Origin of the sequence: Streptomyces sp. NBC_00457, from assembly GCF_036014015.1 — a bacterium.
GTDB lineage: Bacteria > Actinomycetota > Actinomycetes > Streptomycetales > Streptomycetaceae > Streptomyces.
Window position 1 is genome coordinate 7,181,767 of sequence record NZ_CP107905.1, and the last position, 24,074, is coordinate 7,205,840.

Annotated in this window: 18 protein-coding genes; 14 read left to right on the forward strand and 4 right to left on the reverse strand. The window is 70.5% G+C overall.

All coding sequences use genetic code 11. The annotated features are described in order from the left end of the window. Positions 1-47: 47 nt before the first annotated feature. Positions 48-1,922, forward strand: a complete 1,875-nt coding sequence (locus tag OG828_RS32755) for an AMP-dependent synthetase/ligase (RefSeq protein ID WP_328364591.1) — start codon at positions 48-50, stop codon at positions 1,920-1,922. Between the two features lie 108 nt (positions 1,923-2,030). Here the strand turns inward: OG828_RS32755 and OG828_RS32760 are convergent, their stop codons facing one another. Continuing rightward, on the reverse strand, positions 2,031-2,585 hold the full coding sequence (locus OG828_RS32760; RefSeq protein ID WP_328364593.1) for a response regulator: 555 nt from the start codon (positions 2,583-2,585) through the stop codon (positions 2,031-2,033). A 12-nt stretch (positions 2,586-2,597) separates the two neighbouring features. Further along, positions 2,598-6,692, reverse strand: a complete 4,095-nt coding sequence (locus OG828_RS32765; RefSeq protein ID WP_328503178.1) for a HAMP domain-containing protein — start codon at positions 6,690-6,692, stop codon at positions 2,598-2,600. 179 nt (positions 6,693-6,871) lie between these two features. Between OG828_RS32765 and OG828_RS32770 the strand changes: the two genes are divergently transcribed. Both OG828_RS32770 and hemW read left to right on the forward strand, forming a co-directional pair. After that, entirely contained in the window at positions 6,872-8,749 is a 1,878-nt protein-coding gene (locus OG828_RS32770; RefSeq protein ID WP_328503179.1) for a SpoIIE family protein phosphatase, read from the forward strand. Positions 8,750-8,776: 27 nt separating this feature from the next. Next, positions 8,777-10,009 (forward strand): radical SAM family heme chaperone HemW, encoded by a 1,233-nt coding sequence (hemW, locus tag OG828_RS32775; RefSeq protein WP_328503180.1) that lies wholly within the window; start codon positions 8,777-8,779, stop codon positions 10,007-10,009. A 63-nt stretch (positions 10,010-10,072) separates the two neighbouring features. On the opposite strand, the gene OG828_RS32780 is transcribed toward hemW, so the two are convergent. Both OG828_RS32780 and OG828_RS32785 read right to left on the reverse strand, forming a co-directional pair. Then, positions 10,073-10,882, reverse strand: coding sequence for a DUF3097 domain-containing protein (locus tag OG828_RS32780; protein ID WP_328364601.1), 810 nt, complete (start codon positions 10,880-10,882; stop codon positions 10,073-10,075). 34 nt (positions 10,883-10,916) lie between these two features. Further along, positions 10,917-11,642 carry an MBL fold metallo-hydrolase gene (locus OG828_RS32785; RefSeq protein ID WP_328503181.1) on the reverse strand — a complete coding sequence of 242 codons (726 nt, stop codon included), beginning with the start codon at positions 11,640-11,642 and terminating at the stop codon, positions 10,917-10,919. Positions 11,643-11,782: 140 nt separating this feature from the next. Here OG828_RS32785 and hrcA point away from each other — a divergent pair, with 140 nt between their 5' ends. The 11 genes from hrcA (at position 11,783) to OG828_RS32840 (ending at position 24,045) form a co-directional block, all read left to right on the forward strand. Next, positions 11,783-12,799, forward strand: coding sequence for a heat-inducible transcriptional repressor HrcA (gene hrcA / locus OG828_RS32790; RefSeq protein WP_210574499.1), 1,017 nt, complete (start codon positions 11,783-11,785; stop codon positions 12,797-12,799). Beyond that, the gene (dnaJ, locus tag OG828_RS32795; protein WP_328364605.1) at positions 12,800-13,939 is read left to right on the forward strand and encodes a molecular chaperone DnaJ; all 1,140 of its coding nucleotides are present in this window, start codon (positions 12,800-12,802) and stop codon (positions 13,937-13,939) included. Between the two features lie 76 nt (positions 13,940-14,015). After that, complete coding sequence (locus tag OG828_RS32800) at positions 14,016-15,101, forward strand: nitronate monooxygenase (RefSeq protein WP_328440699.1); 1,086 nt, start codon at positions 14,016-14,018, stop codon at positions 15,099-15,101. Continuing rightward, complete coding sequence (locus OG828_RS32805) at positions 15,101-15,841, forward strand: 16S rRNA (uracil(1498)-N(3))-methyltransferase (protein ID WP_328503182.1); 741 nt, start codon at positions 15,101-15,103, stop codon at positions 15,839-15,841. Before OG828_RS32800 ends, OG828_RS32805 begins: the two co-directional genes overlap by 1 nt. A 16-nt stretch (positions 15,842-15,857) precedes the next feature. After that, a complete protein-coding gene (locus tag OG828_RS32810) occupies positions 15,858-16,250 on the forward strand; it encodes a VOC family protein (protein WP_328440701.1) in 393 nt (130 codons plus the stop codon). Between the two features lie 125 nt (positions 16,251-16,375). Then, positions 16,376-16,882, forward strand: coding sequence for a hypothetical protein (locus OG828_RS32815; RefSeq protein WP_328364613.1), 507 nt, complete (start codon positions 16,376-16,378; stop codon positions 16,880-16,882). 74 nt (positions 16,883-16,956) lie between these two features. Beyond that, on the forward strand, positions 16,957-20,154 hold the full coding sequence (locus tag OG828_RS32820; protein ID WP_328503183.1) for a S41 family peptidase: 3,198 nt from the start codon (positions 16,957-16,959) through the stop codon (positions 20,152-20,154). Between the two features lie 164 nt (positions 20,155-20,318). After that, positions 20,319-20,672, forward strand: a complete 354-nt coding sequence (locus OG828_RS32825; protein ID WP_328364617.1) for a histidine triad nucleotide-binding protein — start codon at positions 20,319-20,321, stop codon at positions 20,670-20,672. 6 nt (positions 20,673-20,678) lie between these two features. Continuing rightward, a complete protein-coding gene (locus OG828_RS32830) occupies positions 20,679-21,584 on the forward strand; it encodes a ribonuclease Z (protein WP_328364619.1) in 906 nt (301 codons plus the stop codon). Positions 21,585-21,604: 20 nt separating this feature from the next. Beyond that, positions 21,605-22,597, forward strand: coding sequence for an adenosine deaminase (locus OG828_RS32835; RefSeq protein ID WP_328364621.1), 993 nt, complete (start codon positions 21,605-21,607; stop codon positions 22,595-22,597). A gap of 107 nt (positions 22,598-22,704) precedes the next feature. Then, on the forward strand, positions 22,705-24,045 hold the full coding sequence (locus tag OG828_RS32840; protein ID WP_328503184.1) for a glucarate dehydratase family protein: 1,341 nt from the start codon (positions 22,705-22,707) through the stop codon (positions 24,043-24,045). Positions 24,046-24,074: the final 29 nt, after the last annotated feature.

Consider the following 24,074-nt stretch of genomic DNA (forward strand, 5'->3'; position numbering starts at 1 on the left):
ACAGCCGCAATGAGCCAGCCGCGCAGCCGCGGGCCCCGGAGGATGTCGTGAGCGACACACAGACTTTGATCGAGAACCGTCCGCCGTCCGTGGCGGGCCTCTTCCTGGAGCGCGTGGCCGCCACGCCGGATGCCGAGGCCTACCGCTACCCGGTACCGGCCGCGTCCGGGCAGGGCCCGGACGACTGGAAGTCGCTGACCTGGGCGCAGACCGCCGAGCGGGTCAACGCGATCGCCGCCGGACTGATCGAGCTGGGCGTGCAGTCCGAGCAGCGCGTCGCGCTCGCCTCCGCCACCCGGATCGAGTGGATCCTCGCCGACCTGGGCATCATGTGCGCGGGCGCCGCCACCACCACGGTCTACCCGCAGACCAACGCCGAGGAGTCGGCGTTCATCCTCGCCGACTCCGGCAGCCGGGTGCTCATCGCGGAGAACGCCGAGCAGCTGGCCAAGGCGCGGGAGAAGCGCGCCGAGCTGCCCGAGCTCACTCATGTCGTGGTCATCGACCCGGAGGGTGTCGAGACCGGCGACTGGGTGCTCACCCTCGCCGAGCTGGAGAGCCGGGGCGCCGCGTATCTGGAGAAGAACCCCGAGGTCGTCAAGGAACGGGTCGGCGCGATCACCAAGGACCAGCTCGCCACCCTCATCTACACCTCCGGCACCACCGGCCGGCCCAAGGGCGTCCGCCTCCCGCACGACAACTGGTCGTACATGGCGAAGGCGATCGCCGCGACCGGGCTGGTCAACGCCGACGACGTGCAGTACCTGTGGCTGCCGCTCGCGCACGTCTTCGGCAAGGTGCTCACCTCCGGCCATATCGAGGTCGGGCACGTCACCGCGGTCGACGGCCGGGTCGACAAGATCATCGAGAATCTGCCGGTGGTGAAGCCGACGTACATGGCGGCGGTCCCGCGGATCTTCGAGAAGGTCTACAACGGGGTCGTGGCCAAGGCGCGTGCGGGCGGTCCCGCCAAGTACAAGATCTTCCAGTGGGCCGCGGGGGTCGCCCGCGAGTACGCCAAGGTCACCCAGGACAACTTCCGCCGCACCGGCAACCACTCCGCGCCCTTCGGGCTCGCCGCCAAGCACAAGGTCGCCGACGCGCTCGTCTACGCCAAGCTGCGGGAGGCCTTCGGCGGCAATCTGCGGGCCTGCGTCTCCGGCTCGGTCGCCCTGGCGCCGGAGATCGGGTTCTTCTTCGCCGGCGCCGGCATCCACATCCTCGAGGGCTACGGCCTCACCGAGTCGTCCGCGGCGTCCTTCGTGAACCCCGGCGAGGCGTACCGCACCGGCACGGTCGGCAAGCCGCTGCCCGGCACGGAGGTCCGGATCGCCGACGACGGCGAGATCCTGCTGCGCGGCCCCGGCATCATGGAGGGCTACCACGGGCTGCCCGAGAAGACCGCCGAGGTGCTGGAGGCGGACGGCTGGTTCCACACCGGCGACATCGGCGAGCTGTCGCCCGACGGGTACCTGCGGATCACCGACCGCAAGAAGGACCTGTTCAAGACGTCCGGTGGCAAGTACGTCGCGCCGACCGAGGTCGAGGGCAAGTTCAAGGCGGTGTGCCCGTACACCTCGAACATCGTGCTGATCGGCGCGGACCGGAACTTCTGCAGCGCCCTCATCGCCCTCGACGAGCCGTCGATCATGGCCTGGGCGAAGGACAACGGCCTGGAGGGCAAGTCGTACGAGGAGGTCGTCGCCGCGCCCGCCACGGTGGCCCTCATCGACGGGTACGTGAAGGAACTCAACGCGGGGCTTCAGCGGTGGCAGACCGTGAAGCAGTTCCGGCTGCTGCCGCGGGATCTCGACGTCGAGCACGGTGAGCTGACGCCGAGCCTGAAGCTGAAGCGGCCGGTTGTCGAGCGGGAGTACAAGTACCTCATCGAGGAGATGTACGAGGGCTCTCGCGAGGCGTAGCGCGGGAGCGGAGGGGTGGTGGGGCTGCGTGGCGGCTGCGGGTTCGTTGGGGCTGGTCGCGCCCACGCGGCGGAGCCGCATATCGACACAGCCCCGCGCCCCTTCAGGTCAGTTCACGCGGCCCTTGCTTACCAGTTGGCGTAGCTCCACTACCTGCCTCAGGAGCGCTGCCTTGTCCGGTGGGTTGGGCCCCGTCAGATGTTCCTCCAGTACGGCCAGTCTTGTGCTCATCTCCCCGCTCAGGCGCTCCAGTTGCCGGTTCTTGCGGTGCAGCTCCAGGAAGACGCTCACCTTGGCCCGTAGCACCCAAGGATCGAACGGCTTCGTCAGGTAGTCCGCGGCGCCGGTCGCGTAGCCGCGGAAGGCGTAGCCGGAGTCGTCCTCCGCGCCGGTGAGGAAGATGATGGGGACGTCCTTGGTCTGGTCGAGCCGCTTGATGTTCGCGGCGGTCTCGAAGCCGTCCATGCCCGGCATACGGACGTCGAGAAGGACGAGGGCGAACTGCTGCCGCAGCAGTGCCTTCATCGCCTCCTCGCCCGAACGTGCCCGCACGAGCGGTTCGTTGAGGGACCCCAGGACGGCCTCAAGCGCTATCAAGTTGTCCTCCATGTCATCCACCAGGAGGATGTTCGCGCGCTCGCCGGTCGTTGCCTCAGCGCTCATGATGACTGTGCCTCACTCACTAGAGGGCGGAACCGCGGCCTCCCCTGCCGGGTCCGGTTCCGGTACTGCTGTCTCCGTGTCGCCGTCGGTGTGCTGCGTGTCTGCGCCCTCCGGATCGAGGAGGGCGCAGACGACGGTCAGCAGCTGGTCGACGTCGACGGGCTTGGGTACGTAGCCGTTGGCGCCCCGGGCGATGGACTTCTCGCGGTCTCCCGGCATCGCCTTCGCGGTCAGCGCGACGATGGGCAGGCCCGTCCAGCGGGGGGTGCTGCGGATGACGGCGATGGTCTCGTAACCGTCCATCTCCGGCATCATGATGTCCATCAGGACGAGTTCGACGTCCGGGTTGCGCTCCAGGGTCTCGATGCCCTCGCGGCCGTTCTCCGCGTACAGCACCGGCATTCCGACCCTCCCCAGGACATGGGTGAGGGCGAAGACGTTGCGGATGTCGTCGTCCACGATCAACACCCGCCGTCCGGGCAGGACCTGACCCGCGCGACCGGACTTCCACTCCTCCAGTTTGGTGGGTGCCGGCCAGCTGTCGTCGGGCTCGTGCGCGGTGTACGGCTCGGCCGACAGCTGCTCCGGCACCGGCAGCGGACGCTGCTCGGGGACCGGGCCGGTCGCCGAGTGACCGGGGCTGACGACCGGGACGTACAAGGTGAAGGTGGACCCCTTGCCGGGTTCGCTCTCGGCGGCGATACGGCCGCCCAGCAGGCCGGCGATCTCGCGGCTGATCGACAGCCCCAGTCCCGTGCCGCCGTACTTGCGGTTGGTCGTGCCGTCGGCCTGCTGGAACGCCTCGAAGATCACCGGGAGTTTCTCCGGCGCGATGCCGATGCCGGTGTCCGAGACGGCGAAGGCGATCACCTCGTCGGTGTCGCGGACGTAGTGGTGCTGGGGGTCCTTGACCCGGCTGACGCGGAGTTCGACCCGGCCGGTCGCGGTGAACTTGATCGCGTTGGAGAGCAGGTTGCGCAGGATCTGCTGCAGCCGCTGCTCGTCCGAGTACATCTCGCGCGGCACGTCCTCGCCGACCGCCACCTCGAAGGCGAGCCCCCGGTCGATGGTGAGCGGGCGGAAGGTGGCGTGGACGTAGTCGAGGAGCTTGATGAGGGGGAGCTTCTTCGGGCGTACGTCCATCCTGCCCGCCTCGATCTTCGACAGGTCCAGGATGTCGTTGATCAGCTGGAGCAGATCCGAGCCCGAGCGGTGGATCGTCGTCGCGAACTGCACTTCCTGGTCGGAGAGATGGCCGTCCGGGTTGTCCGACAGCAGCCTCGCCAGGATCAGCAGGGAGTTCAGCGGGGTGCGCAGTTCGTGCGACATGTTCGCCAGGAACTCCGACTTGTACTGCGAGGAGGTGGCCAGCAGGGCGGCCTTCTCCTCCAGTTCGGCGTTCGAGCGCTGCAACTCCGCCTGCTGCTCCTGGAGTTCGTCCGACCGTTCCTGGAGCTGCATCGCCAGCCGCTGGGACTCGCCGAGCAGGGACTCGGTGCGGGAGTTGGCGATGATGGTGTTGATGGCGACGCCGATGGTGTTCACGAACTGGTCGAAGAACGCCAGGTGGACGTCGGAGAAGCGGGAGAACGAGGCCAGCTCGATCACGCCGAGGAGTTTGTCCTCGAAGGGGATCGGAATGATGACCACGCTGGTGGGCGCCGCCTCACCGAGCCCGCTGTTGATCTTGATGTAGTCCGGCGGGGCCTCCTCCACCAGGATCCGCTTCTTCTCGCGGGCCGCCTGCCGGACCAGGCCGTGGGTGGGCAGGCCGCCGGTCTCCACCGTCGCGCCCTGTGCCGCGCCGTATCCGGCGATGAACGCGAGGCCCTTCGACGGGACGGTGGTGCGCAGCGCGGCGCCGTCCTCGTCCGGATCGGCCAGGTAGAAGGCGCCGTACTGGGCGTTCACCAGCGGGGTCAGCTCGCGCAGGATCAGGTCGGCGACCTCCATCAGATCGCGGTGGCCCTGCATCAGGGCGGCGAGACGGGCCAGGTTGGACTCCAGCCAGTCCTTGGCCCGGGTGGTCTCGCGGAGGTTGGCCACCATCAGGTTGATGTTGTCCTTCAGCTCGGCGACCTCGCCCTGGGTCTCCACCGTGATCGAGCGGGACATGTCGCCCTGGGCCACCGCGGAGGCGACCTCGGCGATGGCGCGGACCTGGGTGGTCAGGTTCGAGGCGAGTTCGTTCACGTTCGTCGTCAGGCGTTTCCAGGTGCCGTACACGCCCTCCACCCGTGCCTGGCCGCCGAGTTGGCCCTCGGAGCCGACCTCGCGGGCCACCCGGGTGACCTCGGAGGAGAAGGAGGACAGCGTGTCCACCATGGTGTTGATGGTGGTCTTGAGCTCCAGGATCTCGCCGCGCGCGTCCACGTCGATCTTCTTCGACAGGTCGCCCTGCGCCACGGCCGTCGCCACCTGGGCGATGTTGCGGACCTGCGAAGTGAGGTTGTCCGCCATGTAGTTGACGTTGTCCGTCAGGTCCTTCCAGACGCCGGAGACGCCCAGCACCTGCGCGCGTCCGCCGAGCCGGCCGTCGGTGCCGACCTCGCGGGCCACGCGGGTGACCTCGTCGGCGAAGGCGCGCAGCTGGTCCACCATCGTGTTGACGGTGTCCTTCAGTTCGAGGATCTCGCCGCGGGCGTCGACGGTGATCTTCTTCGACAGGTCGCCGTTGGCGACGGCGGTGGTCACCTGGGCGATGTTGCGGACCTGCGACGTCAGGTTCAGCGCCATGAAGTTGACGTTGTCGGTGAGGTCCTTCCAGACGCCGCTGACACCCCGCACCTGCGCCTGCCCGCCCAGGTTTCCTTCCGTGCCGACCTCGCGGGCCACCCGGGTGACCTCGTCGGCGAAGGCCGAGAGCTGGTCGACCATGGTGTTGAAGGTGGTCTTGAGCTCCAGGATCTCGCCCTTGGCTTCGACCGTGATCTTCTTGGACAGGTCGCCCTGGGCGACGGCCGTGGACACCAGCGCGATGTTGCGGACCTGCGAAGTGAGGTTGTCCGCCATGAAGTTGACGTTCTCGGTGAGGTCCTTCCAGACGCCGCTCACGCCCCGCACCTGCGCCCGGCCCCCGAGGTCTCCTTCGGTGCCGACCTCGCGGGCCACCCGGGTGACCTCGTCGGCGAACGCGGACAGCTGGTCCACCATCGTGTTCACCGTCGACTTCAGTTCCAGAATCTCGCCGCGGGCGTCGACGGTGATCTTCTGGCTCAGATCGCCGTTGGCGACGGCGGTGGTGACCTGGGCGATGTTGCGGACCTGGGAGGTCAGGTTCGAGGCCATGAAGTTGACGTTGTCGGTGAGGTCCTTCCAGACCCCGGACACGCCCCGTACCTGCGCCCGCCCGCCCAACTGCCCTTCCGTGCCGACCTCGCGGGCCACCCGGGTGACCTCGTCGGCGAAGGCGGAGAGCTGGTCGACCATCGTGTTCACGGTGAGCTTCAGCTCCAGCAGCTCACCGGTCGCCTCCACCGTGACCGTGCGGGTCAGATCACCGCGGGCCACCGCCGTGGTCACCAGGGCGATGTCGCGCACCTGAGCGGTGAGCCGGGACGCCATCGTGTTGACCGCCTCGGTGACATCCCGCCAACTGCCCGACAAGCCTGTCACCTTGGCCCGTCCGCCGAGCCGTCCCTCCGTGCCGACCTCACGGGCGACCCGGGTCACCTCGCCGGTGAACAGGGAGAGCTGGTCCACCATCTTGTTCACGGCACGCCCGAGGTGCCGCAGATCACCGCGCAACTGCCTGCTGCCGTCGTGCAGATCGACCCGCTGGGTCAGATCGCCGCCCGCCACGGCATCGAGCACTCGCGTGGCGTTCGCGGCCGGGGCGACCAGGGCGTCGAGCAGCTGGTTCACCTCGTTGACGCGGGACGTCCAGTCGCCCTGGCCGGGGCTGGCCGAGAGGCGTTCGTCGAGCCGGCCGTGCCGGACCAGCTCGCGTCGTACGCGCTGCACCTCCGTGTTGAAGTGGTTGCTGCGGTCCATGATCTGGTTGAAGACGGCGGCGAGTTCGGCCACCAGGCCGTTGCCGTCGCCATGACCCGATCCATGGCCGGATTCCGGCACCCTGGAGAAGTCTCCGTCGCGGGCTGCGGTCATCGCGGCGAGCAGAGGGCGCAAATCCGATGCCCGAATGTGTCCGTCTTCGAGCACACGCGTAGCACTGTTCTCACTCATGGCGGCCCACTTCGGTAACTCGGCGCTTATGGGCGTGGCCAGTCTGTCACTCTGTCCGCATCGACCGAGGCTATTCGTCCGATCTGCTCCGGGAGCTGGACATGGGGGCCATTCCGATGCAACGGGAGACCGATCCCCGTGCCTCTGGTGCACCTGCGCACGAGAGCGGGCACCGGAGCGCGGAGGTGAATACGACCCTCTGCGGAAGCCCCCTCGCGCCCGGAGCCGCCCGCGCACTTCTGCACGCCGCACTCGCCGAATGGACCGAACTGGGCCTGCCCGGCACCGAACACGTCACGCAGCGGCTCGCCGACGACGCGGTGGTGGTCGTCAGCGAACTCGTCACCAACGCCGTCATCCACGCGGGCACCGACGTCGGGCTGGTCTGCCGGCTGGAGGCGCCGGCCGGCGACCTGGTCGTCGAGGTCACCGACCAGCATCCCTCGCGCGCCCCGCGCGACAGCGACAGCGAACCGCCGTACGAGACACCGGAGTACGGCCGCGGCCTGCGCCTCGTCGCCACGCTCGCTGAGGACTGGGGGGTCACCTATCGCCGGGGCGCCAAGACGCTGTGGGCGCGACTGCCCGCCGAGGCGCCCGGCGCGTACGCCGGGGATTGCAGCCTCCGCGTCGCCGACTACCTCGCCCCCGAACCGCAGCAGGCCGAGCGGGACCGGGAGTGGCTCAACCGGGGCGCCCTGTCCTTCCTCGCCGAGGCCTCCGACCTGCTCGCCGGACAGCTCGACGAGGATCTCGTCGCCGCGCTCACCGGACAGCTGATCGTGCCGCGCCTCGCCGAGTGGTGCGCGGTGTGGCTGGAGGACGAGGTCATGGGCCGCGGAGGCTGGTCCGAGGGCGTCACCGGCACCGGGCCCCGGCTCGCCCGCGTCTGGCACAGCAGCGAGAACCGCATCGAGGAACTGCGCCAGGCCCTGGAGAAGGATCCGCCGCGCGCCCCCGACCCGGTCCGCTCGGGCCCCGTCCCCTACCCCTGGCCCGGCGACGCCCTCGGCCCGCGCGCGGAGCACGGCTCGGCACTGGCGTACCGGCTGATCGCGGGCGGCCGACCGCTCGGCACGCTCGTCATCGGACGGTCCGGGCTGTTCCGCTTCCCCGACGAGATCACCGGGCTGGTCGAGGACCTCGGCCGCCGGGTGGCGCTCGCCATCGGCACGGCCCGCCAGTACGCCCGCCAGGCCACCATCAGCGCCGTGCTCCAGCGCGGGCTGCTCCCCGGCGCCGTCGCCGAGATCCCCGGCGTGCACAGCGCCCTCGTCTACGAGCCCTGCGACAAGGGCGGACCCAGCGGCGACTTCTACGACCTCTTCCCGGCCGGCGACGGCCGCTGGTGCTTCGCGCTCGGCGACGTACAGGGCAAGGGCCCCGAGGCCGCCGTGGTGATCGGTCTGGCCCGCCCGTGGCTGCGGCTGCTGGCCCGCGAGGGCTACCGCGTCGCCGATGTCCTCGACCGCCTCAACCAGCTCCTCCTCGACGACGCCACCGAGGCCGCGGACGCGGCGGCACGCGTGCTGGTCGCCGCGGGCGGCCGGCCGGACGACGGCCCGCAGACCCGCTTCCTCTCCCTCCTCTACGGCGAGCTGGCGCCCTTCGACGGCGGCGTACGCTGCACGCTCGCATCCGCGGGCCACCCGCTGCCCCTCCTGCTCGGCCCGGACGGTTCCGTCCGTACGGCCGCCCGCCCGCAGACCCTTCTCGGCGTCGTCGAGGACGAGACGTACACCAGCGAAACCTTTGAGCTGGGCCCCGGCGACACGCTGCTGTGCGTGACGGACGGGGTGACGGAGCGGCGCTCCGGCTCCCGCCAGTTCGACGACGGCGACGGGCTGGCGGAGGCCCTGGCGGGGTGCGAGGGGCTCAGCGCGGAGCTGATCGCGGAGCGGATCCGCAGGCTGGTGCACGAGTTCGGCGGGCGGCCGCCGGAGGACGACCTGGCGCTGCTGGTGCTGCAAGCCGAGTAAAGGTTCCTGTGCTGGACAATGGAAGGCATGCCTTCCGCACTCCCCGACGGCGAGCCCGTCCCCGACGACGGCGCGCTCCCCGCCTCCGCGCTCGCCGACGCCGCCGCCCGCCCCCTCGGGTTCTATCTGCACGTCCCGTACTGCGCCACCCGATGCGGCTACTGCGACTTCAACACCTACACCGCGACCGAGCTGCGCGGCACGGGCGGCGTGCTGGCGTCCCGTGACAACTACGCGGACACGCTGATCGACGAGGTCCGCCTGGCCCGCAAGGTCCTCGGCGACGACCCGCGCGCCGTGCGGACGGTCTTCGTCGGAGGCGGTACGCCGACCCTGCTGGCCGCGGACGACCTCGTCCGCATGCTGGGCGCGATCCGCGACGAGTTCGGCCTGGCCCCCGACGCCGAGATCACGACCGAGGCGAACCCGGAGTCGGTGGACCCCGCGTATCTGGCCACGCTCCGGGAGGGCGGCTTCAACCGGGTCTCCTTCGGCATGCAGAGCGCGAAGCAGCACGTACTGCGCGTGCTGGATCGTACGCACACGCCGGGACGCCCGGAGGCCTGCGTCGCGGAGGCCCGGGCGGCGGGCTTCGACCACGTCAACCTGGATCTGATCTACGGCACGCCGGGGGAGTCGGACGACGACTGGCGGGCCTCCCTGGAGTCCGCGATCGGCGCCGGTCCCGACCACGTCTCGGCCTACGCCCTGATCGTCGAGGAGGGCACACAACTGGCCCGGCGCATCCGCCGCGGCGAGGTTCCGATGACCGACGACGACGTCCACGCCGACCGGTATCTGATCGCGGAGTCGGTGCTGTCCGGGGCCGGCTTCGACTGGTACGAGGTGTCGAACTGGGCGACGTCGGACGCGGGGCGGTGCCTGCACAACGAGCTGTACTGGCGAGGCGCCGACTGGTGGGGCGCCGGACCCGGAGCCCACTCGCACGTGGGCGGGGTGCGGTGGTGGAACGTGAAGCACCCGGGGGCTTATGCGGCGGCGCTGGCGGAGGGGCGGTCGCCGGGGGCCGGGCGCGAGCTCCTGTCGGAGGAGGACAGGAGGGTCGAGCGGATCCTGCTGGAGCTGCGGCTCCGGGAGGGCGTACCGCTGGCTCTCCTCCGGGAACCGGGCCGCAAGGCGTCCCGGCGGGCGCTGGAGGAGGGGCTCCTTCAGGAACGGCCGTACGACGAGGGGCACGCGGTGCTGACGCTTCGGGGGCGGTTGCTGGCGGATGCGGTGGTCAGGGACTTGGTGGACTGATCACGCCGTTGGAGCCGCTCGGCATCGAACTCGACACCACCGGATTCGGCACCTACTCCGGCGTCAAGCCCCACCGCTACCCGTGACGAAGTCGATCAGCTCCTCCACCCTCCCCAGCAACTCCGGCTCCAGATCCCGATAAGACCGCACCCGCCCCAGAATCCCCTGCCACGCCGCACCGGTGTTTTCCGGCCACCCCAGGGCCCGGCACACGCCCGTCTTCCAGTCCTGGCCGTGCGGAATCCGTGGCCACCCCGCGATCCCCAGTGACGACGGCTTCACGGCCTCCCAGATGTCGATGTACGGGTGGCCGACCACCAGGGCGTGCTCGCTCGGCACCGATTGCGCGATGCGCCACTCCTTCGTGCCCGGTACCAAGTGGTCGACCAGGACCCCCAGCCGTGCGTCCGGGCCCGGTGCGAATTCGGCCACGATGGATGGGAGGTCGTCGATGCCTTCCAGGTACTCCACGACGACGCCCTCGATGCGGAGGTCGTCGCCCCAGACCTTCTCGACGAGTTCCGCGTCGTGCCGGCCCTCGACGTAGATGCGGCCCGCGCGGGCGACACGCGCGCGGGCGCCGGGGACAGCGACGGAGCCGGATGCGGTACGGGTGGGACGTACGGGACCGGCGGCGGGCTTGACCAAGGTCACCACTCGGCCCTCCAGGAGGAAGCCCCGTGGTTCCAGGGGAAAGACGCGGTGCTTGCCGAAGCGGTCCTCCAGGGTCACCGTGCCCGCCTCGCAGCGGATCACCGCGCCGCAGAAGCCGGTGCCGGGTTCCTCGACGACCAGGCCGGGGTCCGCCGGGACCTCGGGGACGGGCTTGGACTTCTTCCACGGCGGGGTGAGGTCCGAAGAGTACTGGCGCATTCGGATGACGATAGGAGAAGCCGGAGGGGCGTGGTCACGACACGCCGAATCGGCGGGCGAGCGCGTTCCGCTGCGCGCGGACGAACGCCGCGTCCACCACCGCTCCGTGACCGGGCACATACAGCGCGTCCTCGCCGCCCAGGTCCAGCAGACGATCAAGTGCCGCGGGCCAGTGGGTCGGTACGGCGTCGGTGCCCGCCTGCGGGTCCCCCGACTCCTCGACCAGATCGCCGCAGAACACGACCTCCGGATCGCCGGGGACCAGGACCGCGAGGTCGTGGGCGGTGTGGCCAGGACCCACGTTGGCGAGGAGGACCTGCCGGCCGCCGCCCAGGTCGAGGGTCCACTCGCCGGAGACGTGATGGCGGGGCGGTGTGAGGGACGCCACCGCCTCGTCCGCCGGGCCGGCGTCCAGACCGTGGCGTACCGCGTCCGCGCGCAGCTCCTCGCGCCCGGTGTGCGAGTACACCGTGTCGATGCCCACAGCGCCGTACAACTCCGTGCCCGCGAACGCCCCCGCCCCGAAGACGTGGTCGAAGTGCGGGTGGGTGAGCGCGAGATGAGTCACACGGTGGCCGGCGAGCTCCTGCGCCCCCGCACGCACGCGTGCACCCTCCGCGAGGCTCGACCCGGCGTCGATCACCAGGGCCGCGCCCGCCCCGACGACCAGCCCCACCGTGCAGTCCCAGACCGGCAGCCGGCACCGCCCGACCCCGGCCGCCAGCCGCTCCCACCCCAGCTCTTCCCAAGTCACGCTCATACGGCGACGCTAGCCGTACGACCCCGTCCTTGCCCCGTGCGCACCCGACCGCCGTACACTGGGCCGGGGAACTCTGGCACTCGGAAGCGAAGAGTGCCAGGCGAGGCGCCGAGAGGACGACTTCTGGAGGTGTGCGCGAGATGCTGAGTGAACGCAGGCTTCAGGTGCTGCGCGCCATCGTCCAGGACTACGTCGGCACGGAGGAGCCGGTCGGCTCCAAGGCGCTCACCGAGCGGCACAACCTCGGTGTCTCCCCGGCGACCGTGCGCAACGACATGGCGGTCCTGGAGGACGAGGGGTTCATCGCCCAGCCGCACACCAGTGCCGGGCGCATCCCCACGGACAAGGGCTACCGCCTCTTCGTCGACAAGCTGGCCGGCGTCAAGCCGATGAGCGCGCCCGAGCGGCGTGCGATTCAGAACTTCCTCGACGGGGCCGTCGATCTCGACGATGTGGTGGCGCGGACCGTGCGGCTGCTCGCGCAGCTGACCCGGCAGGTCGCCGTCGTGCAGTACCCCTCGCTCACCCGCTCCACCGTGCGGCACGTGGAACTGCTCTCGCTCGCTCCCGCGCGCGTGATGCTCGTGCTGATCACGGACACCGGGCGGGTCGAGCAGCGGATGATCGACTGTCCGGCGCCGTTCGGTGAGGCCTCCCTCGCCGATCTGCGCGCGCGGCTCAACAGCCGGGTCGCCGGACGCCGGTTCACCGATGTCCCGCTGTTGGTCGAGGACCTGCCCGAGGGCTTCGACCACGAGGACCGCGGCACGGTCTCGACGGTGCTCTCCACACTTCTGGAGACCCTCGTCGAGGAGAACGAAGAGCGGCTGATGATCGGCGGCACCGCCAATCTCACCCGCTTCGGGCATGACTTTCCCCTCACGATCCGGCCGGTGCTCGAGGCACTGGAGGAGCAGGTCGTGCTCCTCAAGTTGCTTGGTGAGGCCGGGGATTCGGGCATGACCGTACGCATCGGTCATGAGAACGCCTACGAGGGACTCAACTCCACGTCTGTCGTGTCGGTCGGCTACGGTTCGGGCGGCGAGGCAGTCGCCAAGCTCGGCGTGGTCGGACCGACCCGCATGGATTACCCAGGAACGATGGGAGCGGTACGCGCAGTGGCACGGTACGTCGGACAGATCCTGGCGGAGTCGTAAGTGGCCACGGACTACTACGCCGTTCTCGGCGTGCGCCGCGACGCGTCGCAGGAAGAGATCAAGAAGGCCTTCCGGCGGCTCGCACGCGAGCTGCACCCGGACGTCAATCCGGATCCGAAGACCCAGGAGCGGTTCAAGGAGATCAACGCCGCTTACGAGGTGCTGTCGGACCCGCAGAAGAAGCAGGTCTACGACCTCGGTGGCGACCCGCTGTCCCAGGCCGGCGGCGCCGGTGGCGCGGGCGGCTTCGGCGCGGGTGGCTTCGGGAACTTCTCGGACATCATGGACGCGTTCTTCGGTACGGCGTCCCAGCGGGGCCCGCGGTCGCGTACGCGGCGCGGCCAGGACGCGATGATCCGGCTGGACGTCGAGCTGGACGAGGCGGCCTTCGGCACGACCAAGGACCTTCAGGTCGACACGGCGATCGTCTGCTCGACCTGCAGCGGCGAGGGGGCCGCGCCGGGGACGAGTGCGCAGACGTGTGACATGTGCCGCGGTCGCGGTGAGGTGTCGCAGGTCACCCGGTCCTTCCTGGGCCAGGTCATGACGTCCCGGCCCTGCCCCCAGTGCCAGGGCTTCGGCACGGTCGTGCCGACGCCGTGCCCGGAGTGCGCCGGTGACGGCCGGGTCCGCTCCCGTCGCACCCTCACGGTCAAGATCCCGGCCGGTGTCGACAACGGCACGCGGATCCAGCTCGCGGGCGAGGGTGAGGTGGGGCCCGGTGGCGGTCCCGCCGGTGACCTGTACGTCGAGATCCACGAGCTGCCGCACGCGCAGTTCCAGCGGCGCGGCGACGACCTGCACTGCACGGTCACGCTGCCGATGACGGCGGCCGCGCTCGGCACCAAGGTCCCGCTGGAGACGCTGGACGGCCTGGAAGAGGTCGACATCCGCCCGGGCACCCAGTCCGGCCAGTCGATCCCGCTGCACGGCCGCGGCGTCACCCACCTCCGCGGCGGCGGACGCGGCGACCTCATCGTCCACGTCGAGGTCCAGACCCCCAACAAACTCGACCCCGAACAGGAACGCCTCCTCCGCGAGCTGGCCAAGCTACGCGGCGAGGAACGGCCTACGGGGCAGTTCCAGCCCGGTCAGCAGGGGCTGTTCTCGAGGCTGAAGGACGCTTTCAACGGGCGTTAGCTCTGGCATGCCGGTGGCCTATGCCAAGGGGAAGGCCGGATTCGGACTTGTTCGGAGGACGTGACAACATGCCGTCATGTCCTCCGCACTGACCGATCTCTTCCCTCATCCGATCGTGCAGGCCCCCATGGCGGGCGGAGTCTCCGTCCCGCATCTCGCTGCGGCCGTGTCCGAGGCCGGCGGGCTCGGGTTTCTGGCTGCCGGGTACAAGACCGCCGACGGCATGTACCAGGAGATCAAACAGCTGCGGGGCATCACGAGCCGCCCGTTCGGCGTGAACCTGTTCATGCCGCAGCCGGAGTACGCCGATGCCGCCGCCGTGGACGTCTACGCCCATCAGCTCGCCGGTGAGGCCGCCTGGTACGAGACCGAGCTGGGGGACCCCGACAGCGGCCGCGACGACGGCTACGACGCCAAGCTCGCCGTCCTGCTCGACAACCCGGTGCCGGTGGTGTCGTTCCATTTCGGCGTGCCCAGCCGGGACGTACTGGACTCGCTGCGCCGCGTCGGCACCTTCACGCTGGTCACCGCGACCACCGCCGAGGAGGCCCTCGCCGTGCAGCGGGCCGGTGCCGACGGAGTGATCGTGCAGGGCGTCGAGGCGGGCGGCCATCAGGGCACGCACCGGGACGTCCAGGAGACGGACGGCGGCGGCATCGGCCTGCTGTCGCTGATCGCGCAGGTCCGCGAGACCGTGTCGCTCCCCCTCGTCGCCGCCGGCGGCCTCATGCGCGGCAGCCAGATCGCCGCCGCCCTCGCCGCGGGCGCCAGTGCGGCCCAGCTCGGCACGGCGTTCCTCGCCACCCCCGAATCCGGCGCCAACGCCCTGCACAAGCAGGCGCTCACCAACCCCCTGTTCGTCCGTACGGAGTTGACGCGGGCGTTCTCCGGCCGCCCGGCCCGCGGCCTGGTCAACCGCTTCCTGCGCGAGCACGGCCCGTACGCGCCCGCCGCCTACCCGGAGGTCCACCACCTCACCTCGCCGCTGCGCAAGGCGGCGGCCAAGGCGGGCGACGCGCAGGGCATGGCGCTGTGGGCGGGACAGGGCCACCGGATGGCCCGCGAACTGCCCGCCGGACAGCTGGTCGAGGTGCTGGCCGCCGAGATCGCCGCAGCGAAGACAGCGTTGTCGGCCGCTCCCTCCATGGGCGGCGGTGCCTGATGACCGCCCCCGTCTTCGTGGTCGAGCACTTCGACGCGGACAGCGGCGGGCGGTACGTCCTCGACGGCCCCGAGGGACGGCACGCGGTCTCGGTGAAGCGGCTGCGGCCCGGCGAGGACGTGGTGCTCACCGACGGGGCGGGCCGCTGGGCGGAGTGCGTGGTGCTGGACACCGAGGGCAAGGACCGCCTCATCGTCCGGCTGGACCCGGTGGCCGAGCAGCCGCAGCCCGAACCCCGCATCACGATCGTCCAGGCCCTCCCCAAGGGCGACCGCGGCGAACTCGCCGTCGAGACGATGACCGAGGTCGGCGTCGACGCGATCGTGCCGTGGGCCGCCGCCCGCTGCATCACCCAGTGGAAGGGCGAGCGCGGACTGAAGGCGCTGGCCAAGTGGCGGGCCACGGCGCGCGAGGCCGGCAAGCAGTCCCGCCGGGTGCGTTTCCCCGACGTCGCGGACGCCGCGACCTCCAAGCAGGTCGCGGCACTTCTCGCGAAGGCCGACTTCGCCGCCGTACTGCATGAAAGCGGTACGGAACCCCTCGCCGGTGCCGAACTGCCCGCCGAGGGTGAGATCGTGCTGGTCGTCGGGCCCGAAGGGGGCGTCTCTCCCGAGGAGTTGAGGCTGTTTGCCGAGGCCGGTGCGCGGGCGTACCGGCTGGGGCCCAGTGTGCTGCGTACCTCCACCGCCGGTACCGCGGCGGCGGCGCTTCTTCTCGGCCGCACCGGCCGGTGGTCCTGAACACCCGGGAGTGGTCATGGAACTCGCTCAAGTACGGCTGCTCGTCACCGACTTCGCCGCGTGTTATCGCTTTTACTCCGAGGTTCTCGGGCTCAAGCCGCAGTCGGGGGCGACGGAGGGGCCGTACGAGAAGTTCAGTCCCGCGACGGGCTCTGCGGGGATTGCGCTGCAGGACCGGGCGATGATGGCGGAGATGTTGGGGGAGTTGGGGGATGCGGCGACCGGGCACCGTTCTCTGGTCGTCCTGCGCGTCGATGACCTGGACGCGTACTGCGAGCAGGTCGCCGCGCGCGGGGCCACGCTGTTGCATGGGCCGACTCATATGGCGGCGCGTATGCGTGTCGCGCATCTCAAGGATCCTGAGGGCAACCTGGTGGAGCTTCAGGAGTGGCTGCTGCTTCGTACGTGACTGCGGGTCGGTGGGGGCTTGTCGCGCAGTTCCCCGCGCCCCTACGGGGCGCTTCGGTCGGGCGGCGCTTGAGTGGCCGTATGCGCTCTTTCGTGTCTGGCGGGTCAGTGGGAGGCTGCCCTCCCATGGGGGCATTGCGCAGGGTCGTTGCCGTGGTCGGAGTCGTCGGGGTGGTCGTCGGCTGTGATCCGGCTGGGCTGAGTTCGGCGACGGTGGCGTACACGACCGACCAGACCGTCACCAAGGAGCTGGAGCGGCGGAACGCGAAGGTGAGCTGGCTCAGTTGTACGGCGTCCTTCGGTGATGGCAACAAGGCCTCCGCGTCGGGGAGTTCGAGCCCGAGCGAGAACGCCGTCGCCGACGTCGACTGCCAGGGCCGTACCGACCAGGGGCAGGACATCACCGTCGCCGGCAAGGTGACGCGCGCGGTCAACGGCAAGTGTGTAAGGGGGGACCTCACCGCCAAGATCGACGGCAAGGAGTGGTTCCACGTCGAGGGGCTCGGCGACTGCGACGCGAAGAGCACCCCGCCGGTCAATGACCCGCAGCAACCCGGGGCCACGGTGACGGTCACCGAGACGAAGACCCTGTGGTGCAAGGAGCAGCCAAACTGCTGGCCCGAGGGCAAGTGAGCCGTGGTTCCCGCGGACCGGGCAAGTGATCCAAAGGCCTGTCCAGCGGCGCCGCGCCTGCATAGGGTGATCGGGTGACAGAGCCCGCATCCGCCGCGTATCTCCGCTTCCCGCACCTGCACGGTGACCTGGTCGCCTTCACCGCCGAGGACGACGTCTGGCTCGCGCCTCTCGACGGCGGCCGGGCCTGGCGGGTCAGCGCCGACAATGTGCCGGTCACCCTGCCGCGCATCTCGCCCGACGGTACGACGGTGGCGTGGACCTCCACCCGCGACGGCGCCCCCGAGGTGCACATCGCCCCCATCGACGGCGGTCCCGCCAAGCGCCTGACGCACTGGGGCAGTTCACGCACCCAGGTGCGCGGCTGGACCCCCGACGGCCAGGTCCTCGCCATCACGACCTACGGCCAGGCCAACCTCCGCCGCAGCTGGGCCCACGCCGTCCCGCTCGACGGCGGACCGTCGACCGTCCTGCCGTACGGCTGGGTCGGCCATGTCGCCTACGGCCCGAGCGCGGTGCTGCTCTCCTCGCCGATGGGGCGGGAGGCGGCGTGGTGGAAGCGGTACCGGGGCGGTACGGCGGGCAAGTTGTGGATCGACCACGAGGGGGACGGGGAGTTCGTACGGCTGCATGAAGACGTCGACGGCAACATCGAGTACCCCGTGTGGGCGGGGGAGCGGATAGCGTTCCTGTCCGACCACGAAGGGGTCGGGGCGCTGTACTCCTCCCTCGGGGACGGTTCGGATCTGCGGCGGCACACTCCCGTCGACGGCTTCTACGCCCGGCACGCCTCCGGTGACGGCACCCGCGTCGTGTACTCCTGTGCCGGTGAACTCTGGGTCCTGGACGACCTCGACGGCGCCGAGCCCCGCAAGCTCGACATCCGGCTCGGCGGGCAGCGCACCGACCGGCAGCCGTACCCGGTGAACGCCGCCCGCTGGTTCGGGTCGGCGTCCCCCGACCACACCGCGCGCGGCAGCGCGGTCGCGGTGCGCGGCGCCGTGCACTGGGTCACCCACCGCTCGGGACCGGCCCGCGCGCTCGCCGCCGAACCCGGTGTACGGGCCCGGCTGCCGCGCACGTTCCGCGCGGAGGGCGAGGAGTGGGTGGTGTGGGTGACGGACGCCGAGGGCGACGACGCCCTGGAGTTCGCGCCGGCGACCGGTCTGACGCCGGGGGCGACTCCGCGTCGGCTCGCCGCCGGACAGCTCGGCCGCGTGCTCGGGCTCGCGATGGCGCCCGACGGCAGCAGGGCCGCCGTGGCCTCGCACGACGGACGCGTGCTGCTCGTCGAGCGCGAGACGGGCGAGGTGCGCGAGGTCGACCGCAGCGAGGACGGTGACGCCTCCGGCCTGGTCTTCTCGCCCGACTCGGCATGGCTGGCCTGGTCGCACCCCGGCCCGCGCCCGCTGTGCCATCTCAAACTCGCCAACACCACCGACCTGTCGGTCACCGAGGCGACCCCGCTGCGCTTCCAGGACTACGCGCCCGCCTTCACCCTCGACGGCAAACATCTCGCCTTCCTGTCGACGCGCGCCTTCGACCCGGTCTACGACGAGCACGTCTTCGACCTGGCCTTCGTCGTCGGTTCCCGCCCGCACCTGATCACGCTGGCCGCGACGACCCCGTCCCCGTTCGGCCCGCAGCGGCACGGCCGCCCCTTCGACGCGCCGGACAAGGACGAGACCCCGGACAGCGAGGGCGCCCCGACCACCCGCGTCGACCTGGAGGGACTCGCCGACCGGATCGTGCCGTTCCCCGTCGAGGCCGCCCGCTACTCCGGGCTGCGCGCCGCGAAGGACGGCGTGCTGTGGCTGCGCCACCCGGTGCGCGGGTCGCTGGGCGCCACCCGGGCCAACCCGGACGACCCCGACCCCAAGTCGGAGCTGGAGCGGTACGACCTCGTCCAGCGGCGCCTGGAGCATCTCGCGGACGACGCCGACCACTTCCGGGTCAGCGGCGACGGCAAGCGGGTCCTGCTGCGGACCGACGGCCGGCTCAAGGTCGTCCCCAGCGACCGGCGGGCCGCGAACGACGACGAGAGCGACACCAACATCACCGTCGACCTCGGCCGGATCCGCCAGACCGTCGACCCGGCCGCCGAATGGCGGCAGATGTACGAGGAGAACGGCCGCATCATGCGGGACAACTTCTGGCGTCCCGACCTGGGCGGCACGGACTGGAACGGCGTCCTCGACCGCTACCGCCCCCTCCTCGACCGCGTCGCCACCCACGACGACCTCGTCGACCTCTTGTGGGAGGTGCACGGCGAGCTGGGGACCTCCCACGCGTACGTCGTGCCGCGCGGCGGCCACGGCAGCGGGGACCGGCAGGGGCTGCTCGGCGCGGACATCTCCCGGCACGGGGACGGCAGCTGGCGCATCGACCGGATCCTGCCCTCCGAGACGTCCGACCCGGATGCCCGTGCGCCTTTGGCTGCGCCTGGTGTGGCTGTGCGCGCAGGCGACGCGATCGTGGCGGTGAACGGCGTCCCGGTCGACCCGGTGACCGGGCCCGGCCCCCTCCTCGTCGGTACGGCGGGCAAGCCGGTCGAGCTGACGGTGTCGCCCTCCGGCGGCGGCGAGCCCCGGCACGCCGTCGTCGTCCCCGTCGCCGACGAGGAGCCATTGCGCTACCACGCCTGGGTCGCCGACCGGCGGGCCTACGTCCATGAACGTTCCGGCGGCCGTCTCGGCTACCTCCACGTCCCCGACATGCAGGCGCCGGGCTGGGCCCAGATCCACCGCGACCTGCGCGTGGAAGTCGCCAGGGAAGGGCTCGTCGTCGACGTCCGGGAGAACCGGGGCGGCCACACGTCCCAGCTCGTCGTCGAGAAGCTGGCCCGCCGCATCGTCGGCTGGGCCTCCCCGCGCGGCATGCGGCCGTACAGCTATCCCGAGGACGCCCCCCGCGGTCCCGTCGTCGCCGTCGCCAACGAGTTCTCCGGGTCCGACGGGGACATCGTCAACGCGGCGATCAAGGCGCTGGGAATCGGGCCGGTCGTCGGCACGCGTACGTGGGGCGGCGTGATCGGCATCGACAACCGGTACCGGCTGGTCGACGGCACGCGCGTCACCCAGCCCAAATACGCGTTCTGGCTGGAGAACTACGGCTGGGGTGTGGAGAACCACGGGGTGGACCCGGACGTGGAAGTGGTCCAGCGCCCCCAGGACTACGCGGCGGGGAGAGACGTCCAACTGGACGAGGCGGTGAGGCTGGCGCTGGCCGCGCTGGAGGAGACGCCGGCGAAGGTGCCGCCGAGTCTGCCGTGACCCTGCCGGGGGGCTGGGCGGGGGTGGGTCGCGCAGCCCGGCGCTGACGGGGTGCCGCCTGCGCCCACCCGTGCCGCCACAGGCGGCACGACTGCCCGCAGCTTGGCGCCTCAGGCGACGATACGATGCACCCACATTCGATCAACCCGGCGTCAGGAGGCCGTATGGCTGGGGAACCGCAGGACGACTGTCTGTTCTGCAAGATCGTCGAGGGGCACATCCCGGCGACGATCGTCCGAGAGACGGAGACGACCGTCGCGTTCCGTGACATCAACCCCCAGGCACCCGTTCACGTCCTGGTGATCCCCAAGGCCCACTACGCGAACGCCGCCGAACTCGCCACCGAGGCCCCGGAACTCGCCGCGGACGTACTGCGCGAGACGAAGGCAGTCGCCGACGAGGACAAGCTGGAGAGCTACCGCATCGTCTTCAACACGGGAGCCGGCGCCGGCCAGACCGTCTTCCACGCGCACGCCCACGTCATGGGCGGTCGCGGCATGCAGTGGCCGCCCGGATAACTCACCGTGTCCGTACGTGAATTGGTGGTCCTCGGCACGGCCAGCCAGGTCCCGACCCGGCACCGCAACCACAACGGCTATCTGCTCCGCTGGGACGGCGAGGGCATCCTGTTCGACCCGGGCGAGGGCACCCAGCGCCAGATGCTGCGCGCCGGGGCCGCCGCGCACGACCTGAACCGGATCTGCGTCACCCACTTCCACGGCGATCACTCCCTGGGCCTCGCCGGTGTCATCCAGCGCATCAACCTCGACCAGGTGCCGCACGAGATCACCGCCCACTACCCGAAGTCGGGCCAGCGTTTCTTCGACCGGCTGCGGTACGCCACCGCCTACCGGGAGACGGTCCAGATCACCCAGGCACCCGTGACCGCCGACGGGGCGCTCGCCACCACCCCCGCCTACACCCTGGAAGCCCGCAAGCTCTCCCACCCCGTCGAGTCGTACGGCTACCGTCTCGTCGAGCCCGACGGGCGGCGGATGCTCCCCGACCGGCTCGCCGCGCACGGCATCAAGGGCCCGGACGTGGGCCGCATCCAGCGCGAGGGCGTTCTCGGCGGCGTCACGCTGGAGGACGTCAGCGAGGTCCGGCGCGGACAGCGGTTCGCGTTCGTCATGGACACCCGGCTGTGCGACGGGGCGTACGCCCTCGCCGAGGGCTGCGACATGCTCGTCATCGAGTCCACGTTCCTCGACGAGGACGAGCAACTCGCCGTAGAACACGGTCACTTGACGGCCAGTCAGGCGGCACGGGTGGCGAAGGAGGGGGGCGTACGGCATCTCGTGCTCACCCACTTCAGCCAGCGGTACACCGAGCCCGACGAGTTCGAGCGGCAGGCGCGGGCCGCCGGGTTCGAGGGGGAGCTGACCGTGGCGCACGATCTGCTGAGGGTGCCGGTTCCGAAACGGCGATAAAACGCCCGTACGATATTTCGATGCCCCTCCCCACAGCAGAACTGCACCTCCATATCGAAGGCACACTCGAGCCCGAGCTGGCCTTCGAGCTCGCCGCGCGCAACGGCGTCGAGCTGCCGTACGCCGACACGGACCAGCTCCGCAAGGCGTACCAGTTTGAGGACCTCCAGTCCTTTCTGAACCTGTACTACGAGCTCATGGCCGTTCTGCGGACCGAGCGGGACTTCGAAGATCTCGCCGACGCCTACCTCGCGCGTGCCGCCTCGCAGGGTGTGCGGCACGCGGAGATCTTCTTCGACCCGCAGGCGCACATCGCGCGGGGCGTGGGCATGGGCACGGTCGTCGAGGGGCTGTGGCGGGCGCTGGGCAGCAGCGAGCGGAACCATGGCATCTCCACGCAGCTGATCATGTGCTTCCTGCGCGACGATTCCGCCGAGTCGGCGATGGCGACGCTGGAGGCCGCGAAGCCGTATCTCGACCGCATCGTGGGGATCGGGCTGGACTCCGCCGAGGTCGGGCATCCGCCGGTGAAGTTCCGCGAGGTGTATGAGGCGGCGGCGGAGCTGGGGCTGCGGCGCGTCGCGCATGCGGGGGAGGAGGGACCGCCGGAGTACATCACCGAGGCGCTGGACGTGCTGGGCGTCGAGCGGATCGACCATGGGCTGCGGTGTATGGAGGACCCGGTCCTCGTCGAGCGGCTGGTGCGGGAGCGTGTGCCGCTGACTTTGTGCCCGCTCTCCAATGTCCGGTTGCGTGCGGTGGGTGTTCTTGCCGAGCATCCGTTGCCGGCGATGCTTGATGCGGGGCTGTTGTGCACGGTGAACTCTGACGATCCGGCTTACTTCGGCGGGTACGTCGGGGACAACTTCGATGCGGTGCGGTTGGCGCTGGGGCTTGGGGAGGATCGGTTGCGGGAGTTGGCGCGTAACTCGTTTCTCGCGGCGTTTCTGGAGCACGATGAGGAGCGGCGGGCGGGGTATCTCGCGGAGGTCGCGGCGTACGAGTTCGGTTGAGCGGGGTGGTTTGTCGCCTGCGGGCCGGTGGGGGCTGGTCGCGCAGTTCCCCGCGCCCCTGAAGGGGCGCTGTAGTCCTGCTGATTCGACTTCGTAGGAGCCTCTCTGTGGACCTCTCCATTACCGACGTGCGCCTTACCCCTGTCCTCGTTGCCGATCCGCCTCTGCTGAATACCCAGGGTGTCCATCAGCCGTACACGCCCCGGTTGATCGTCGAGGTCGTGACCGATGACGGGGTCGTGGGGGTCGGTGAGACGTACGGCGACACCAAGTACCTGGAGCTGGCGCGGCCCTTCGCCGCGAAGCTGATCGGGCGTCAAGTCTCCGATCTGAACGAGCTGTTCACGGTCGCCGACGAGGTTGCCGTCGATCAGTCGCGGGTTTCCGGTCAGGTCGACGTGGGTGGGCTGCGTGGTGTTCAGACCGCGGACAAGTTGCGGTTGTCCGTCGTCTCCGGGTTCGAGGTGGCCTGCCTGGACGCGCTCGGCAAGGCGGTCGGGCTGCCGGTGCATGCGTTGCTCGGCGGCAAGGTGCGGGACGCGGTGGAGTACAGCGCGTACCTGTTCTACAGGTGGGCCGATCATCCGGAGGGTGTGGCCTGTGAGAAGGACGACTGGGGTGCCGCCGTCGATCCGGCCGGGGTGGTCGCGCAGGCGCGGGTGTTCAAGGAGCGGTACGGGTTCACGTCCTTCAAGCTCAAGGGGGGTGTCTTTCCGCCGGAGGAGGAGATCGCCGCCGTACGGGCGCTGGCGGAGGCGTTTCCCGGGCATCCGCTGCGTCTTGACCCCAACGGGGCCTGGTCCGTGGCTACTTCGCTGACCGTGGCGGAGGAGGTGGGGGACGTCCTGGAGTATCTGGAGGATCCCACGCTGGGTACGTCCGCGATGGCCGAGGTCGCCGCCGGATTGAAAGGGGCGGCGCGAAGCGCCTCGGACAAGGGCGGTGGTGGGCGACGGGCGGGCGTGCCGCTCGCCACCAACATGTGCGTGACGACGTTCGGTGAGATCAAGGAGGCGTTCGCGAAGGATGCCGTGCAGGTCGTCCTCTCCGATCACCATTACTGGGGCGGGCTGCGGAACACGCAGCAACTCGCCGCGATCTGCCGGACGTTCGGCGTCGGGGTGTCCATGCACTCCAACACCCACCTGGGGATCAGCCTCGCCGCGATGACACACGTGGCCTCGACGGTCCCGGGCCTCCACCACGCCTGCGACTCCCACTACCCCTGGCAGTCGGAGGACGTGCTCACCGAGCGGCTGACTTTCGAGGGCGGCAAGGTGGCCGTCCGTGACGCCCCCGGCCTCGGAGTCGAGCTCGACCGCGACAAGCTGCGGTTCCTGCACCAGCGGTGGCTGGATGACGACGGCGCGCTGCGGGAGCGCGACGACGCGGCCGCCATGCGCATCGCCGACCCGGGCTGGGTCACCCCGGCGGTCCCTCGCTGGTAAGCGTGCCGCCGGTGCGGGGCGGGGGACGA